The sequence below is a fragment of the Streptomyces sp. NPDC008313 genome (assembly GCF_042956125.1).
Lineage (GTDB): Bacteria > Actinomycetota > Actinomycetes > Streptomycetales > Streptomycetaceae > Streptomyces.
In genome coordinates, this window is record NZ_JBIBFR010000034.1 from 28,714 (window position 1) to 43,811 (window position 15,098).

14 protein-coding genes and 1 tRNA gene are annotated in these 15,098 nt (G+C 71.8%); 5 read left to right on the plus strand and 10 right to left on the minus strand.

Annotation, left to right across the window (positions count from 1 at the left end; all coding sequences use genetic code 11):
- Positions 1 to 17: 17 nt before the first annotated feature.
- Together ACFY93_RS31990 and ACFY93_RS31995 are read right to left on the minus strand one after the other, a co-directional pair.
- Positions 18 to 758, minus strand: coding sequence for a DUF1775 domain-containing protein (locus ACFY93_RS31990; protein WP_391365407.1), 741 nt, complete (start codon positions 756 to 758; stop codon positions 18 to 20).
- Positions 759 to 969: 211 nt separating this feature from the next.
- Complete coding sequence (locus ACFY93_RS31995) at positions 970 to 1,779, minus strand: hypothetical protein (RefSeq protein WP_391365408.1); 810 nt, start codon at positions 1,777 to 1,779, stop codon at positions 970 to 972.
- 273 nt (positions 1,780 to 2,052) lie between these two features.
- Here ACFY93_RS31995 and ACFY93_RS32000 point away from each other — a divergent pair, with 273 nt between their 5' ends.
- Positions 2,053 to 2,589 carry an ATP-binding protein gene (locus tag ACFY93_RS32000; protein WP_391365409.1) on the plus strand — a complete coding sequence of 179 codons (537 nt, stop codon included), beginning with the start codon at positions 2,053 to 2,055 and terminating at the stop codon, positions 2,587 to 2,589.
- A gap of 139 nt (positions 2,590 to 2,728) precedes the next feature.
- Here ACFY93_RS32000 and ACFY93_RS32005 read toward each other — a convergent pair whose 3' ends face one another.
- Positions 2,729 to 4,216 (minus strand): aminopeptidase P N-terminal domain-containing protein, encoded by a 1,488-nt coding sequence (locus ACFY93_RS32005; protein ID WP_391365410.1) that lies wholly within the window; start codon positions 4,214 to 4,216, stop codon positions 2,729 to 2,731.
- 213 nt (positions 4,217 to 4,429) lie between these two features.
- On the minus strand, positions 4,430 to 5,941 hold the full coding sequence (locus ACFY93_RS32010) for a SpoIIE family protein phosphatase (RefSeq protein ID WP_391365433.1): 1,512 nt from the start codon (positions 5,939 to 5,941) through the stop codon (positions 4,430 to 4,432).
- Positions 5,942 to 6,426: 485 nt separating this feature from the next.
- Between ACFY93_RS32010 and ACFY93_RS32015 the strand changes: the two genes are divergently transcribed.
- On the plus strand, positions 6,427 to 7,092 hold the full coding sequence (locus ACFY93_RS32015) for a bifunctional DNA primase/polymerase (protein ID WP_391365411.1): 666 nt from the start codon (positions 6,427 to 6,429) through the stop codon (positions 7,090 to 7,092).
- Between the two features lie 55 nt (positions 7,093 to 7,147).
- A complete protein-coding gene (locus tag ACFY93_RS32020; protein ID WP_391365412.1) occupies positions 7,148 to 7,717 on the plus strand; it encodes a hypothetical protein in 570 nt (189 codons plus the stop codon).
- A 308-nt stretch (positions 7,718 to 8,025) separates the two neighbouring features.
- Here ACFY93_RS32020 and ACFY93_RS32025 read toward each other — a convergent pair whose 3' ends face one another.
- The 3 genes from ACFY93_RS32025 to ACFY93_RS32035 all read right to left on the minus strand — a co-directional run bounded on the left by ACFY93_RS32025 (position 8,026) and on the right by ACFY93_RS32035 (position 10,761).
- A complete protein-coding gene (locus tag ACFY93_RS32025) occupies positions 8,026 to 9,018 on the minus strand; it encodes a DUF5926 family protein (protein ID WP_391365413.1) in 993 nt (330 codons plus the stop codon).
- A gap of 173 nt (positions 9,019 to 9,191) precedes the next feature.
- A complete protein-coding gene (locus ACFY93_RS32030; protein ID WP_391365414.1) occupies positions 9,192 to 9,761 on the minus strand; it encodes an ATP-binding protein in 570 nt (189 codons plus the stop codon).
- Positions 9,762 to 9,951: 190 nt separating this feature from the next.
- Entirely contained in the window at positions 9,952 to 10,761 is an 810-nt protein-coding gene (locus ACFY93_RS32035) for a glycerophosphodiester phosphodiesterase family protein (protein WP_391365415.1), read from the minus strand.
- A 280-nt stretch (positions 10,762 to 11,041) separates the two neighbouring features.
- Here ACFY93_RS32035 and ACFY93_RS32040 point away from each other — a divergent pair, with 280 nt between their 5' ends.
- Together ACFY93_RS32040 and ACFY93_RS32045 are read left to right on the plus strand one after the other, a co-directional pair.
- On the plus strand, positions 11,042 to 12,568 hold the full coding sequence (locus ACFY93_RS32040) for a trypsin-like peptidase domain-containing protein (protein ID WP_391365416.1): 1,527 nt from the start codon (positions 11,042 to 11,044) through the stop codon (positions 12,566 to 12,568).
- A gap of 42 nt (positions 12,569 to 12,610) precedes the next feature.
- Positions 12,611 to 12,697 (plus strand) — tRNA-Ser (locus tag ACFY93_RS32045).
- A gap of 111 nt (positions 12,698 to 12,808) precedes the next feature.
- Here the strand turns inward: ACFY93_RS32045 and ACFY93_RS32050 are convergent.
- The 3 genes from ACFY93_RS32050 to ACFY93_RS32060 form a co-directional block, all read right to left on the minus strand.
- Positions 12,809 to 13,147: a hypothetical protein gene (locus ACFY93_RS32050; protein ID WP_391365417.1), complete on the minus strand. Its 339-nt coding sequence runs from the start codon at positions 13,145 to 13,147 to the stop codon at positions 12,809 to 12,811.
- Between the two features lie 157 nt (positions 13,148 to 13,304).
- Positions 13,305 to 13,706: a hypothetical protein gene (locus tag ACFY93_RS32055; RefSeq protein WP_391365418.1), complete on the minus strand. Its 402-nt coding sequence runs from the start codon at positions 13,704 to 13,706 to the stop codon at positions 13,305 to 13,307.
- Between the two features lie 230 nt (positions 13,707 to 13,936).
- Complete coding sequence (locus tag ACFY93_RS32060) at positions 13,937 to 14,815, minus strand: bifunctional DNA primase/polymerase (protein ID WP_391365419.1); 879 nt, start codon at positions 14,813 to 14,815, stop codon at positions 13,937 to 13,939.
- Positions 14,816 to 15,098 lie beyond the last annotated feature (283 nt).

Genomic DNA, 15,098 nt, shown 5'->3' on the forward strand with positions numbered 1-15,098 from the left:
TTGGGCCTCGGGCGGCCTCAGACGGTGGTGCGCCGGCGTCCGGCCAGGACGCCGTAGGCCACGCCCGCCACGCCGACGACGATGCCGATGACGCCGAGGACGCGGGCGGTGGTGTCGCTGCTGTCCGAGGAGCCCGACGCCTCCTCGGAGGACTCGCCGCCGGACGCCTTGGTGTCGTCCGAGGAGCCGGAGGAGTCCGCGGACGACCCGTGGGCGTCCTCGGAGGCGGCCGTGAGAGCGAGCACCGGGGCCGGGTTCTCGGGCTCCTCGGCGCCGTCCTCGCGCGGCTCGATCCAGCGGACGACCTCGTCGTTGGAGTACGTCTGGATCGCCTTGAAGACGAGCTCGTCGGCGTCCTCGGGGAGCTGCCCGACGGACAGCGGGAACTTCTGGAAGTAACCCGGCTGGACGCCCTTGCCGTCAGCGGTCCAGGTGACCTTGGAGACGGCCTCGTCGATCTTCTTGCCGTGCATCTCCATCGGCTTGGCCAGCTTGGACGTGGTGACCTTGATGGTCCACCCGTCGACCGGCTGCGGCATGACCGACGCGAGCGGGTGGTCCGTCGGGAAGCTCACCTCGAGCTTGGTGGTCGAGGCGTTGTCGCGCTCGTTCGGGACCTTGAAGTCGATCGTCGCGTAGCCGCCTTTGGCGGCCTGGCCCTCCGGCTGCACGCTCACGTGCGCGAATGCGGGGGCGGACAGGACGACGACGGCGGAGGCGGCGACGGCACCGGCGGCGGCGATACGGGACATCTTCATGAAAGAGACACTCCACTTCGAACGATGAGGCCAGTGGGGAAGAGGGGTGCGCGCGCCGTCAGGTGCCCCGGACGGCCGGGAAGCATGGACGCTCCGGATCCCGGATCCCGGCTGTGCCGGATCTGTGGATCCGCGCATCTGTCGGATCGTCGAGGACGCGGGCGCGCGCGTGCCGCACGACGGCGCCCCTCGGGTGGAGTGGCTCGTCGTGTCAGGCGGCGAGAAGCAGCGCGTCGCGGGGCGGCCCGCGCCTGATCACCGTGTGCTGGAGTGCCGTGATCCGAGGCGTCGGCGGGGCGGGCGGTTCGGCGCGCGGGGCGCGCGGGGCCGTACCGGGCGTACCCGGAAGCCCGGCCCGCAGGGCGCGCACCAGCGCGAGCGCCCCGCGCAGCGACCGTACGAGCGCCCCCTCGGCGACGCCCTGCGCGGAGAGCCGCATGAGCCGCAGCAGGGCCAGGTCGCCGCGGCGCAGCACCCAACCGGCCGCCACACCCGCGAGGACGTGGCCGAGCAGCATCGAAAGGGACGGCAGCACCGACATCCAGGCGTCCGGCCCGGACGACACCGCGGCCGCGTGGTGGTGCATGGAGTGCGCGGTGCCCGTGTCGAGATGCGCGTCCGCGAGGATCTTCTGGGCCCGCGCGGGGGTGATCGCCGCCGCCGTGGTGCCGCACACCAGGCGTGCGGCGCGCTCGACGAGGGAGGCGTCGGCCGTCGACATGGAGCCGGAAGCCGCCGGCACGCCGTGCTGCCCCAGTCCGAACAGGACGTGCAGGCCGGTCTGCCCGGCCGCGAGCATCGCGGCGATGCCCGGCAGCGAGCGCTCACGCCCGGCGAGCGGCGCCGCCAGGGCGAAGACGGCGAGGAATCCCATGCACAGCGTCCACAGCGGGACCGTGGCGCAGGAGGCGATCCCATGACCGGCCGCGGCCAGCGCGACGCAGACCGCGGTGAACACCGCGGCCCGCAGAATTCGCAGATCGCATCCGGAGCGCGCCCTGCGCTGGTGGGGGGCAGTCATGGCGCGCTCATCATCGCACTGGGTGCCCCGGCCCCGTACGGCAGGTCCGCAAGGTGACGTACGACCCGAAGGGCGCATTCTGCGGCGGCCTGCCCCACCTGCGGGCTTCTCCGGCGAGCCGGGGTGACGCCCGGTCACCCCGGCGCCTCATACACCAGCAGCCGACGCGCGCACGTCGGCCGTATGGGCGGCATCACGCCCGCCCGGCGATTGCGCGGCGATGCTCGGGGCAATACGTAACGGTATGTCGAGACGCGGCCAGGAGGCTGGCGTATGAGCATCTGGTGGTCACTCCATCTGCGGCGCGAAGCCGCGAGCGTTCCGCTCGCGCGACGTCTGCTCCTCGGCACCATGGAGACCGCGGGCGTCGACCCGGATGTCTCCTACGACCTGTCCGTCGCCCTCAGCGAGGCCTGCGCCAACGCCGTCGAGCACGGCGGCTGCACGGCGCGCGGCGACTCGGCCGAGGCCTACCGGGTCACGGCCTACCTCGACGGCGAGAAGTGCCGCATCGAGGTGGCCGACTCCGGCCCCGGCTTCCCCTCCGGCCGGGTCCGCTCCGCCCTCCACTTATCCGACGGCAAGGGCAACGGCAGCGGAACGGGCGAGCCCCTGAACGGCGGCGACAGCGACAGCGGTATCCGCGGTCACGGGGCCGACACCGAGGCGGAACACGGCCGCGGCCTCTGGCTGATCCAGGAACTCGCCGACCACGTGCACATCGGCGACAAGCCCGGCCGGGGCGGCACGGTGGTCAGCTTCGACAAGATCCTCAAGTGGCGCGACAACGCGCCGCTCGCCCTCACCTGACACCGCGGCGCCCGGTCCGGCCCCGTCCTGCGCCCGGCCGCCGCTGGACACACCGATGGCCGGGTGCCCGCGAGGACACCCGGCCATCGGTCTCGTCCCGGTCCGCCGCCCGGTCCGTCACCGGGCAGCGGTCGCGGGATCAGCCCTTCAGGGAGGCCATCCACGCCTCGACCTCGTCGGAGCGGCGCGGCAGGCCCGCCGACAGGTTCCGGTTGCCGTCCTCGGTCACCAGGATGTCGTCCTCGATGCGGACACCGATGCCGCGGTACTCCTCCGGCACCGTGAGGTCGTCCGCCTGGAAGTACAGCCCCGGCTCGACGGTCAGGCACATGCCCGGCTCCAGCGTGCCGTCCACGTACGTCTCCGTCCGGGCGGCGGCGCAGTCGTGGACGTCCATGCCGAGCATGTGGCCGGTGCCGTGCAGGGTCCAGCGGCGCTGCAGGCCGAGCTCCAGGACCCGCTCGACCGGACCCTCGACGAGACCCCACTCGACGATCTTCTCGGCGAGCACGCGCTGCGCGGCGTCGTGGAAGTCACGGTGCTTGGCACCGGGCCGCACGGCCGCGATACCGGCCTCCTGGGCCTCGTACACGGCGTCGTAGATCTTCTTCTGGATCTCCGTGTAGGTGCCGCTGATCGGCAGGGTGCGCGTGACGTCCGCCGTGTAGAGGGTGTGGGTCTCCACGCCCGCGTCCAGCAGGAGCAGGTCCCCGGAGCGCACGGGGCCGTCGTTGCGGACCCAGTGCAGCGTGCAGGCGTGCGGGCCGGCCGCGCAGATCGAGCCGTAGCCGATGTCGTTGCCCTCGACCCGCGCGCGCAGGAAGAAGGTGCCCTCGATGTAGCGCTCGCTGGTGGCCTCGGCCTTGTCCAGGACGCGGACGACGTCCTCGAAGCCGCGCACGGTCGAGTCGACGGCCTTCTGCAGCTCACCGGCCTCGAACTCGTCCTTGACCAGTCGCGCCTCCGACAGGAAGACCCGCAGCTCCTCGTCGCGCTCGGCGGTGACCTTGTCGGTCAGGGCGGCCTCGATCCCGGCGTCGTAGCCGCGCACGACCCGGACGGGGCCGGTGGCCTCGCGCAGCTTGCCGGGGAGCTCGCGGACGTCCGAGGCAGGGATGCCGTACAGGCGTTCGGCCTCGGTCAGCGAGTGGCGGCGGCCGACCCACAGTTCGCCCTGTCCGGACAGCCAGAACTCGCCGTTCTCACGGTTGGAGCGGGGCAGCAGGTAGATCGTCGCCTCGTGCCCGGCGCCCCGGGGCTCCAGCACCAGGACGCCGTCCTCGGTCTGGTCGCCGGTGAGGTAGGCGTACTCGACCGAGGAGCGGAAGGGGTACTCGGTGTCGTTCGAGCGGGTCTTCAGATTGCCCGCGGGGACGACCAGGCGCTCGCCCGGGAAGCGCGCGGAGAGCGCGGCGCGGCGGTCGGCGGTGTGTCCGGCCTGCGCGATCGGCTTCAGGTCGCGCAGTTCCGTGTCGGCCCAGCCGGACTTCATGTTCTCGGCGAGCTCGTCGGACACACCCGGGTACAAGGTGTTCTTGCGCTGTCCGATCGGCTCTTCCTCGGCCGCCTGGTCGGCGGAATCGTCGAGCACGGCTTCCGGGGTCTCCGGGTTGAGCGCCTCCGACACGGTCTGCCTCCTAGTTGCGTCACTGGATCGCCCCCGGCTCGCGGTGTCCGCTCGCGCAGGGGCATCCTCATCATCGTACGGTCGTATGTGAGGGATCCAGGGCCGGAAGACCTGTTACGTGACCTGTGCGGCACCGGGGAACGGGCCGGGCGGGCGGCACGTTACCTGGCGTATACACCTACTCGCTCCGGGTCGGCGGCGAACGCCTCCGGCTCACTCGAAGCGAGCCGCCAGCAGCACCACGTCCTCCTCGCTGTCCGCCTCGTCGAGCCCGTTCGGCAGCACGGCGCGCAGGACGTGGTCGGCGAGGGCTCCCGGATCCTCGCGCACCGGCCTCGGGGCGCCTGCCGCCGCGGCGTGCAGCCGGGTGAAGGCGCGGTCCATGGAATCGCCCGTACGGTGCAGCAGACCGTCGGTGTAGAGCAGTACGGTCTCGCCGGGCTCCGCGGACAGTTCGACGCTCGGTGCCTCCCAGCAGGCGAGCATCCCGAGCGGAGCGGACAGGGACGTCTCGACGAACTCCGTGCGCCGCTCGCCGACCACCAGCGGCGGGCTGTGCCCGGCCCCGGCCAGCGTGACCTTGCGCAGCGCGGGCTCCACGTACGCGAACAGGGCGGTGGCGGAGCGGGCGGGCTCGGTCAGCCTGAGCAGCAGTTCCAGGTCGGAGAGGACGGCCACCGGGTCTTCGCCCTCCATCACGGCGTACGCCCTCAGGGAGGCCCGCAGGCGCCCCATCGCGGCGACCGCGCTCGGCCCGGACCCGGTGACGGAGCCGACGGCGAGGCCGAGGGCGGCGTCGGGCAGCGGCAGCGCGTCGTACCAGTCGCCACCGCCACGCGGACCGCTCCGCCGCCGCGCGGCGAGCTGGACGCCGGGGACGCGCGGCAGCCTGGAGGGCAGCAGCTCCTCGGCCATCGTCGTCATGCACGCGCGCGTGCGCTCCAGCTCCAGGATCCGGGCCAGGTGCTCGGTCGCGTACCGGGCGTAGACGCCGACGAGGTGGCGCTGCCGCTCGCCCGGCTCGGCGGGCTCGTCGTAGAGCCACACCGCGGCTCCGAGGCGGCCCGCGGCCTCGGTGGACAGGGGGAGCGCGTAGCTCGCGGCATAGCCGAGGCGGGCGGCCACCTCGCGGTGGCGGGGATCGAGCGTGTCCTCGGAGAGCAGGTCGGGCTGGGCGATCTCGCGCTCCCCGCCGGGCAGTCCGTCCAGGATCCTGCCGTACGAGGTGGCGCTGCGCGGCACGGTCTCGATGTGGCCGAGGTCCGAGCGGGCCAGGCCCAGACCGATGGTGGTGTCGGGGCCGAGCCCGTCGCCCGGTTCCATGACGACGAGACCGCGCCGGGCGCCCACGAGGGCGGCGCCGGCGCGCAGCAGCTCCTGAAGGGCGTCGGCGAGGGATCCGGTGCGCGCCAGCCGTTCGGTGAGTTCGTGGAGCGTCGTGAGATCGGAGACCCAGCCGGCGAGGCGGTCCTGCAGAACCGCGCCGGGGCCGCTCGGGGATCCGGCCGGCGGGGCACCCGAGGCGGACAGTGGCGGCGCGACAGTGTGTGCGGGCGACGGAACCGTGGAGTCGATTCCGGCCACTTTCGGAAGATGAGGGGCGTTCATGGCGTCCGGCTTTCCGACCGGCGCGTATTGCTCGGTAGCATCGCAAACCCCCATGTCGTTCTGCGCCGCTAGCGGTGTCTCCACATGTACACGCACTCGTGAGGGGATGTCCAGCATTGTCCTGCGGGGATTCCTGGTGTCCATGTGACGTGCGTGAGACTCTTGCGGGAAAGTGAAGTTGGCCTAAAACTGACTCGGGCAGGGCCGTATTGCGGTCGACTGGCCTTGTTCGACGGAGCGTCACAGCGGTCGCGGTGGGTACGTACTCGGTGAAGGCCAGGGGCGGTTGAGATCCGCCCGGAACCTGGCGACGGACCCGGGCGTCTTAACCACCGACGACCGTGCCCCATCCTCCCGTGGCGGAGGCGGCTGGAAGTACGCGGAACGCAAAACGCCAGGCGCCGCCACCCCACGCCATGCCCATGCTTTTGTTGACAGACGCAGTATGGACGCGGACGCAGCCAATGTTCGGCCCCTCGGGGTTCCCCTTGCCTCGGGCAGGGGTGTGATGCGCCAGTAGGTACGCACAGTGAAGTGATCGACACATGGTGTGATGTGGTCCTCGGTGTTGCCAGGCGTGCAACGGAAAGGAACGAGCGCTCATGCGCGAGATCCTCGGAAGGCGACGCAGGCTCCTGTCCAGGCGAAGCGGTGGCAGGCCTGAGATGCTCGGCGCGGCCCTGACCTTCGCGACCGACTGGCGGTGGCCCGTTCTGCCGGGCGTGGCTCCGGACCCGCAGGGGCGGGCCCGCTGCGGATGTCCGGACCCGGAGTGCACGGTGCCCGGTGCCCACCCCTTCGACCCCGGCCTCCTCGCGGCCACCACCGACGAACGCATGATCCGCTGGTGGTGGACCAACCGGCCGGCCGCCCCGATCGTGCTGGCGACCGGCGGCACCGCCCCGTGCGCGGTGAGTCTGCCCGCGCCCGCTGCGACCCGCGCCCTCGCCGCCCTCGACCGCATGGGCATGCGCCTCGGGCCGGTCGTCGCGTCCCCCACCCGCTGGGCGCTGCTGGTGGCGCCGTACTCCCTGGAGCAGCTGGGCGAACTGCTGTACGCCAAGGACCACGTGCCCGGATCCCTGCGCTTCCACGGCGAGGGCGGTTACATCGCGCTGCCCCCGTCCGAGACGGGCCAGGGGCGGATCGGCTGGGAGCGGGCCCCGCTCCCCGGCTCGGCCGCGCCCTGGGTGCCCGACGTGGAGGCCGTGGTGGACGCCGTGGTCGAGGCGCTCACTCGTACGGGTGTGAGCGCGCCCGAGTTGTAGGGGTGTCGGGCGCGCGGTGAGCCGGGCGCCCGCCCGCGGTCGTTATGTTCCCCCCATGCAGCGACTCCCAGGGGGAGAGCCCCCGGACCCCCGAAGAGCCCGCCTGGTGACACTCACGGCCGCCGTGGCCCTCGCCATCGTGCTGCCGCTGGCCGTGGCGTCCGCGGGCCCGGTCGGTGGGAAGGACGGTCGGTCCGTACGCGCGTCCGGCCACGGTGACGGCAAGGAGTCGACCCCCGAGCCCCGGCGGTCGCCGCTGGTGCTCGGCCTGGGCCTGGCCACCGCCGCCCGCTGCGGCCCGGAGCTCTCCTCCCCCGACGGCGTCGAGGCGCAGACCTGTGTCCTGACGCAGGGGCCGGACACCTGGGCCCGCACCTACTACCGCAATGCGACGGGCGACGCCCTGCGCTCCGTCCTCAGCCTGATGGGGCCCGGAGGCGGCGCCGTGCGGACCCAGTGTGCCCTGGGCGCCGAGGACGAGCCCGGCACGTGCGAGACGCCCCGGCGGCACACGGCGGGGGACGCGGGCGCGTACACGGCGGTGGCGGAGTTCGCGGTGGGGCCCGGGGGTGGCCGCCTGCTGCTGCGCGTCGGCAGCGACTCGGGCCGACCGCGGTCGGAATGAGCGTAGTCGTACGCGCCGAGGTCAGGGGGCCTTGGTCATCGACGCCGCGTCGGGAGCCGGTTCGCCGCGCCGGATGTGACCGCCGGGCATCGACTGCCCGGCTCCGGACATGAAAGGGCCCGGTTGCTGGCGACGGGGGATGCACCAGCAACCGGGCTACTGGAACGGTAACAAGAGATCGGCGGTTAGCAAATTCGATCTCGGCTATTCGGACACGGATTCACCTGTCACAACGGGGAGTTGTGACAGGAGTCACCCGTCCGCGAATGGCTGACGAGCTGACCGGTCGGTCAGCGTGTACCTGTGTGTCAGCTGAGCGTGACCTGACGGTTGGTGAGACCGCCACGGGCCCGGCGCTCGTCCGGAGTGAGCGGCGCGTCCGTCGCGAGGGCGGAGGCGAGGCGCTCGGCGAACTCGGCCGCCGGCTTCTCGATCTCCTCGGCGCCCATGCCGGTCGGCAGGTCCCAGACCGGCACCGTCAGACCGTGCGCGCGGAAGGAACCGACCAGGCGCGTGCCCTCGCCGAGATTCGACGTGCCGGCCGCGTGCAGTCGCGCGAGAGCGTCCAGAAGCTGCTCCTCGGCGTGCGGCATGACCCAGCGCAGGTGGTTCTTCTCCGGGGTCTCGCACCAGTAGGCGGCGTCGACGCCGGACAGCTTCACGGTCGGGATGGCCGCGGCGTTCGCCCGCTCCAGGGAGGCGGCCACCTCCGGCGTCGCGTTGTCCGCGTCCGGGACCCAGAACTCGAAGCCGTCGTGCACGACCGGCTCGAAGGGGCCCTCGGGGTCGAGGAGGTCCTGCAGCCGCGGTCCGTCGGCCGGGGCGCGGCGGCCCTGGACCGGGGTGCCGGGCGCCGCGTCGAGCGCACGCCGCAGGGTGTCGGCGAGGTCGCGGCTGATGTCCCCGGAAGCCGTGTCGTTCTGCAGGCCGAGCAGGATCGAGCCGTCGTCGCGGCGCAGGGCCGGCCACGCCATCGGCAGGACGGTCGCGAGCACGACCGACGGCACGCCCTCGGGCAGGCTGTCCTTGAGCTTCAGCTCCACGGTCGCCGCGGGCACCAGCTCGCGCAGCGCGACCCAGTCGCCCTCGCCGGGCAGGCCCTCGAACGGACGGTGCACCAGCTCGGTCACGGCGTGCGCCGCCGCCCGGCCGTGGCAGGCCTTGTAACGGCGACCGCTGCCGCAGGGGCAGGGTTCGCGGGCGCCGACGACGGGAACCTGCTCGTCGGCGCCGACGGAGCCCTTCGCCCCGCCCTTCGTCTGGGGCCGCCCGGCCTTTGTCTGGGGTCGCTTCTTGGCCATCGTGGCTGTCTCCCGATCACGGCTCGTCTCGTACTGGCGCGAGCCTAGCCGCTCGTACGACGGTCGACGGGACCCTGTGGACAACGCTCCGAACGGCATTCCCGTACGGGCTGCGACGGGGGCCGGGCGGGCGGAACCGGCCGACGCGCCTACCGCCGGGACGGCGGCTTCCGTCAGCCCAGCTCGTCGAAGGCGTCCGTGAAGTCCAGGGCGTCTAGAGCGTCCAGGCCGTGCATCGCGGAGACGGGCGGGGGCGTGATGCGGGTGGCGAAGTCGTCGCGCCGCCGCACCGCGGCCGTGTCGCGCACGTCCTCGTGGACGATCACCCACACCGTGACCTCACCGTGGACGTCGTCGCGCACACCCCAGTCCTCGGCGAGCGAGGTGATGATGTTCAGCCCGCGGCCGCCGTGTGCGGTGACCGAGGGCGTGGCCGGAACCGGGCGGGTCGGACCACCGCCGTCCGTCACCTCGATGGTGAGTCTTCCGGACGGATCGACCTGCCAGGCGGCCCGTACGTCACCGTCGCCCGCGAACGCGCCGCCCAGTGGCCTGCCGTGCCGGCACGCGTTGCTGAGAAGCTCGGAGAGGATCAGTACGGCGTCGTCGACGACCGACTCCGCCACTCCCCCCGTACGCAGCTGAGCCCGCATCCGGTGTCTTGCCTGCCCCACGCCCGCAGGGCCATGAGGTACGGCCATGCACGACGACGTGGGCACCTCCTGTGCCACCACCAACGCCACCCCCGAGACCTCCTTCGCCCCACGCCACGGTGTGGATGCCCTCCCCGACTGCGCCGGAAACCGGCCAGTACACGTGTCCTGGCGCACTCGGCACGGCCGGACACACAGCGAACGCGCCGGTGCACTTCCTGTGACCGGGTGGCCGGATCCGATCGGTCCGGCAGGCCCCACGGCGGAGTGTCCTGGCTGGTCAGCGCCCCAGTTGGCGCAGTACCGCGCGGGGGCGGTTGGTGATGATGGCGTCGACGCCCAGGCCGACGCAGAGGTCGACGTCCTCGGGCTCGTCCACCGTCCACACGTGCACCTGGTGCCCGGCGCTCTTGAGGCGCTCCACGTAGCCGGGGTGTCCGCGCACGATCCGCAGCGAGGGTCCGGCGATCCGGACGCCGGCGGGCAGCCGTCCGTCGCGCAGCCGGGGTGAGGCGAACTGCGCCAGATAGACGGTGGGCAGGGTCGGGGAGGCGGCGTGGACGCGGTGCAGCGAGCGAGCCGAGAAGCTCATGACGCGTACGGGCGACTCGGCGGCGGAGTCCGGCGCGTCCAGGCCGAAGCGCTTCAGGAGGAGCAGCAGCCGTTCCTCGACCTGTCCCGCCCAGCGGGTGGGGTGCTTGGTCTCGATGGCCATCTTCACGGGGCGGCCGGCGTCCGCGACGAGTTCGAGCAGCCGTTCGAGAGTGAGGACGGCGGTGTCCTGCGGGTCTCCGGGGCTGTGCTCCCAGTCGGGGGCCTCGTCGACGCTCCTCCAGGAGCCGAAGTCCAGGGTCGCGAGGTCGGCGAGTTCGAGGGCGGAGACCGCGCCGCGACCGTTCGACGTACGGTTGACGCGCCGGTCGTGGACGCAGACGAGGTGACCGTCCGCGGTCAGCCGTACGTCGCACTCCAGGGCGTCGGCCCCGTCCTCGATGGCCTTTTTGTACGCGGCCAGCGTGTGCTCCGGAGCCTCGTCGGAGGCTCCGCGGTGGGCGACGACCTGGATCGGGTGCTGTCGTGCGTGGGTCACCGCGTCATGGTGCCACCGCCGTGGGGTACCCGGTGGGCCGGAGGGTACGGGGGCGCGGTGGTTTGTCTGAAAAGTCAGTTATAAAGGAAGATCCCGGACCCACAGCAACCGCTTATGGTGCTCTGACGGCCGGTGGGAAAAGCTGACGGCATACAACAGCACATGCGCGGACGCACCCACAGCCCACGCGCGGCCGCGCCACGCCGGGCCCTCGACAGGCGCGAGCGAGCGTGACCGAGTGCGACCGAGAACAACAGCCGTGGACCGAGGAGAAGAAGCTGTGAGCACCGAGAACGAGGGCACCGCGGTACCCCCGGCCCCGTCCGCACCTCCTGTGCCGGTGGACACTCCCGCTGCTTCCGCGCATTCCACGCCACCGGAGAGCGGCGCGCCCACCACCCCGATCCCGGCCGTGCCCCAGAACGCCCCCGGCGGACCGGGACACGATCCCGCGTACGCGTCGTTCGCCGCGGGACAGGGCGCGCCGGGAGCGCGGCAGCACCAGGGGCACGGTGCCACCGACCCGCAAGGCGTCCACGCGCCCGGGACTCCTCCTTCCTCCCCGTCCGCGGCCGAGGCCGGCTGGCCGCCTCCGCCGCCCGCCGAACCCGCCTACGCGAACGGTGGAGGTTCGGGTTCCGGCTGGGGCTCCTCCTACCAGCAGCCCGCGCCCAAGCCGGGCGGCGGCAGGCGCGGCGGTCTGGTCGCCGCGGTCCTCGTCGCCGCGCTGGTGGCGGGCGGTGTGGGCGGAGGCATCGGTTACTGGGCCGCCGAGCGGAACGACGACGCGTCCGGCTCGACGACGGTCTCCGCCTCCCAGAGCGGCGGCGACCTGAAGCGGGACGCCGGCACGGTGGCGGGCGTGGTGGCCAGGGCGCTGCCGAGCACGGTCACCATCGAGGCCGAGAGCAGCAGCGGCGAGGGCGGCACGGGCACCGGCTTCGTCTTCGACAAGCAGGGGCACATCGTCACCAACAACCACGTCGTCGCGGACGCGGTCGACGGCGGCAAGCTCACGGCGACCTTTCCCAACGGCAAGAAGTACAACGCCGATGTGGTGGGGCACGCCCAGGGGTACGACGTGGCGGTCATCAAGCTCGAGAACGCCCCGTCGGACCTCGACCCGCTGCCACTCGGCGACTCCGACAAGGTGGCCGTCGGCGACTCGACGATCGCGATCGGCGCGCCCTTCGGCCTCTCCAACACGGTGACCACGGGCATCATCAGCGCCAAGAACCGCCCGGTCGCCTCCAGCGACGGCGGCTCCAGCAGCAAGGCCTCCTACATGAGCGCCCTGCAGACGGACGCCTCCATCAACCCGGGCAACTCCGGCGGCCCGCTCCTGGACGCCCGGGGTTCCGTCATCGGCATCAACTCGGCGATCCAGTCGACGGGCAACGGCGGCCTGGGCGGCACGGCCCAGTCGGGCTCGATCGGCCTGGGCTTCGCGATCCCGGTCAACCAGGCGAAGCACGTCGCGCAGCAGCTGATCAAGACGGGGAAGCCGGTGTACCCGGTCATCGGCGCGTCCGTCTCCCTCGAGGAGGGCACGAGCGGCGCCAAGATCTCGGAGCAGGGCGCGAGCGGCACGGACGCCGTCACCTCCGGAGGCCCCGCGGACAAGGCCGGCCTGAAGCCCGGCGACGTGATCACCAAGCTGGACGACCATGTGATCGACAGCGGCCCGACGCTGATCGGCGAGATCTGGACCCATCAGCCCGGAGACGCCGTCAAGCTCACCTACACCCGCGACGGCAAGACCCACACCACCGAAGTGACCCTGGGCAAGCGCGTGGGCGACAGCTGACCGGCTAGTCTTGTCCCCGCGCCGTCCACACGGGCGACGCGGGGTGGGTTGCCCGAGCGGCCTAAGGGAACGGTCTTGAAAACCGTCGTGGCAGCGATGTCACCGTGGGTTCAAATCCCACACCCACCGCGTAGACGAACGGCCCCTGACCAGGCAGATCGGTCGGGGGCCTTCGTCGTGCGTGGTGCCTGCCAATGACCGTGAGCCCCCGGCCTCTCGGGCGCGGAAGGGGCACGGGTTTCAGTCGCCCTGGAACCACAGATGGCTGCCTGCAGTGCCGGTGCACTGCTCCAGCAGCAGTGCGAGGTCGTCCAACGCAGCGAGCTGACGCTCATCGGTGCACCGTTGCCGCAGATTGGGGATCTCACCGAGGGCCACGGCAGCCTCCTGCTCGTTCATCAGAGCATCCCCGTACGGATCCACGGCGGTCAGCTGCCCAGGCACTCCGAGCAACCGGAGTGAGCCGATCACGTCGGCCAATGCGTCCCCGTGCCCGTACGAACTCTGCAGCAGCGTCGCTCGGGACTTGCGCCAGTTACGCGTCGGCCGTGCTGAGTGCAGTTCGACGTCGATTCCCACGAACTCATGATGCCTGCCGCAGGGATCAACATCTGATCCGTAGCTCTACAGAGATCGGTTATTGGAGGTCAACGAGCTGTCCCGGGGACCCTGAGGGCTGACGGCGGACGCTGGCGGTTTGCTGGGTTTGCTGTACTTCGCTGCTTTACAGCAGCGGCTACCAGTCCCGCCAGTCATCTGTGATCTCGGTGCGGCTGATGCCTCGCCTCGCTGCCAGAGTCGGCACATCGATGCCGCTCTCCGTCAAGAGCTGATCGATGTAGAGACATAACTGCTCGCGCTCTTCGGTCTCGTAGCCGGCGCCGTCGTGGTCCTCGTTGATTTCGTTCAGTGCCAGGACGACACGCTTGACCGCTTCGAAGACCTGTCCGTCGTCCTGATCCCGGAGTGTGCCCACTTCCGACTCGAACGCGTGCAGTGCTCCATCAGTCGCCACCAACAGCGACTCAGGGAAGAGTTCCGCCAGGAAAGCATCGCTCGGGAGGCGTGTCCCGGAAGCGAGCTCGGTCGCCTCCTCATCCACGCGGGTCCGCCAACGCGCTGATGGTCTGATTGCCATGTCGGGACCGTAAGCCCAACCTCTGACAGTGTCGTTGGGATGCACGCTTTCCAATTGTGTTGCTGCCTCGCGGAGCCGCGTACAGGTGCTCACAGGGGACCTGCTGACGCGGCCGATTGTTCCGGAGGTTGACGACCCGGACCATAGCCGGGACAAGAAGACCGGTCGGGCTCGCTCCACAGTCCCTGGCGGTCTTATGCCGTCGATCCTGAACCCTAAGGGCTCGGATGTCAGGGGTGCCGGCTCGTCATGCGGGCCGCTGAGGCGATGGTGGAGCGGGCCTCGTGTTCGGTGAGGCCGGTGTGGACGGCCGCTTCGGTGAGCGGGGCGGCCAGGTCCGGGCCGATGCCGTTCTCGTAGGCGCGGCACGCGGCCCAGAAGAGGCGGGTGTTGCGCTGGCCCGCGTGTGCCGCGAGGACGAACTGCACGAGGCCCCGGCCGTCTTGGCCGGTCGCGGCCAGTGCGGGCTGGTGCGTCCGTGGCGGGGGCGCGAGCAGGCGCAGAAGCGCGGGCGGGCACGGCGCGGGCGCCAGGTGCGCGGTGCCCGGAACCGTGCCGTACACGCCGTGCTCGGTGCGTGAACCGGGGCCGACCAGGTAGCCGCCGGCTCCCCGGATGTCGATGCCCGGGGCCAGGCGGCCCGCCGAGTTGGGGACGACCGCGTCCGGCGGCCCGCTCAGCCAGATGTGGCGTCCGCCGCTGGGGGTCGTGACGACGACCGTCGCCGGGATGGTGAACAGATGACGCAGGGCCAGTTCACGCAGGGCCGCCGACGCGTCCGTACCCGATTTGGTGTCGAGGTCGATGCCGATGAGGTGGTGCGGCCGCAGTCCGCAGGCGATGCCGTAGCCCGTGGCCCAGGGGGCGGCCGCGAACAGCGCGCGGATACGGCGCGGGTCCGTCGAGGCGTCGTACACCCCGTGTCCGAAACGGCCGCACGCACCGCGGCAGGGTGGCTCGGTGGGGCCGGTGCCGGAGGCGTGGCGGTGCGGGGAGCGCAGGGCCGGGAGTTTCGTCCGGGACAGCGGGATCACCGCCAGCCCGCGCTCGGCCGCGGACAGGGCATGGGCCAGGGCCAGTGCGGTGGCCTGCCGGTCGGTGAGGGCCATGACGCTATTTTCGTACGCATGTTCGAGTATGGGAAGGGGGTCTATGCCTCGGTGGCGTGCGACACGCCGGGTGGCGGGGCGGAGTGCGCTGGGAGACGGGGTGGGACACGTCGAATGGTGCGGCTGAGGTTTATCGGCACGTCCTCACGCTTGAGGACGAATCAGGGCTCCTGAGGTGGTTCGTGGGGATTCGGTGGGCAACTCTGGACTCGCGACGTCGTGGACAGCACCGAGGCGGACCGCCGGCCGCAGGGCCGGACGGGCCCTCGGGGACAAGCCGTAC

Coding starts and splice junctions, on each gene's coding strand:
- ACFY93_RS32000 (WP_391365409.1), top strand. CDS start 2,053: ATGAGCATCTGGTGGTCACTCCATCTGCGGCGCGAAGCCGCGAGCGTT.
- ACFY93_RS32020 (WP_391365412.1), top strand. CDS start 7,148: ATGCAGCGACTCCCAGGGGGAGAGCCCCCGGACCCCCGAAGAGCCCGC.
- ACFY93_RS31990 (WP_391365407.1), bottom strand. CDS start 758: ATGAAGATGTCCCGTATCGCCGCCGCCGGTGCCGTCGCCGCCTCCGCC.
- ACFY93_RS32025 (WP_391365413.1), bottom strand. CDS start 9,018: ATGGCCAAGAAGCGACCCCAGACAAAGGCCGGGCGGCCCCAGACGAAG.
- ACFY93_RS32015 (WP_391365411.1), top strand. CDS start 6,427: ATGCGCGAGATCCTCGGAAGGCGACGCAGGCTCCTGTCCAGGCGAAGC.
- ACFY93_RS32055 (WP_391365418.1), bottom strand. CDS start 13,706: ATGGCAATCAGACCATCAGCGCGTTGGCGGACCCGCGTGGATGAGGAG.
- ACFY93_RS32010 (WP_391365433.1), bottom strand. CDS start 5,941: ATGCTGGACATCCCCTCACGAGTGCGTGTACATGTGGAGACACCGCTA.
- ACFY93_RS32060 (WP_391365419.1), bottom strand. CDS start 14,815: ATGGCCCTCACCGACCGGCAGGCCACCGCACTGGCCCTGGCCCATGCC.
- ACFY93_RS31995 (WP_391365408.1), bottom strand. CDS start 1,779: ATGACTGCCCCCCACCAGCGCAGGGCGCGCTCCGGATGCGATCTGCGA.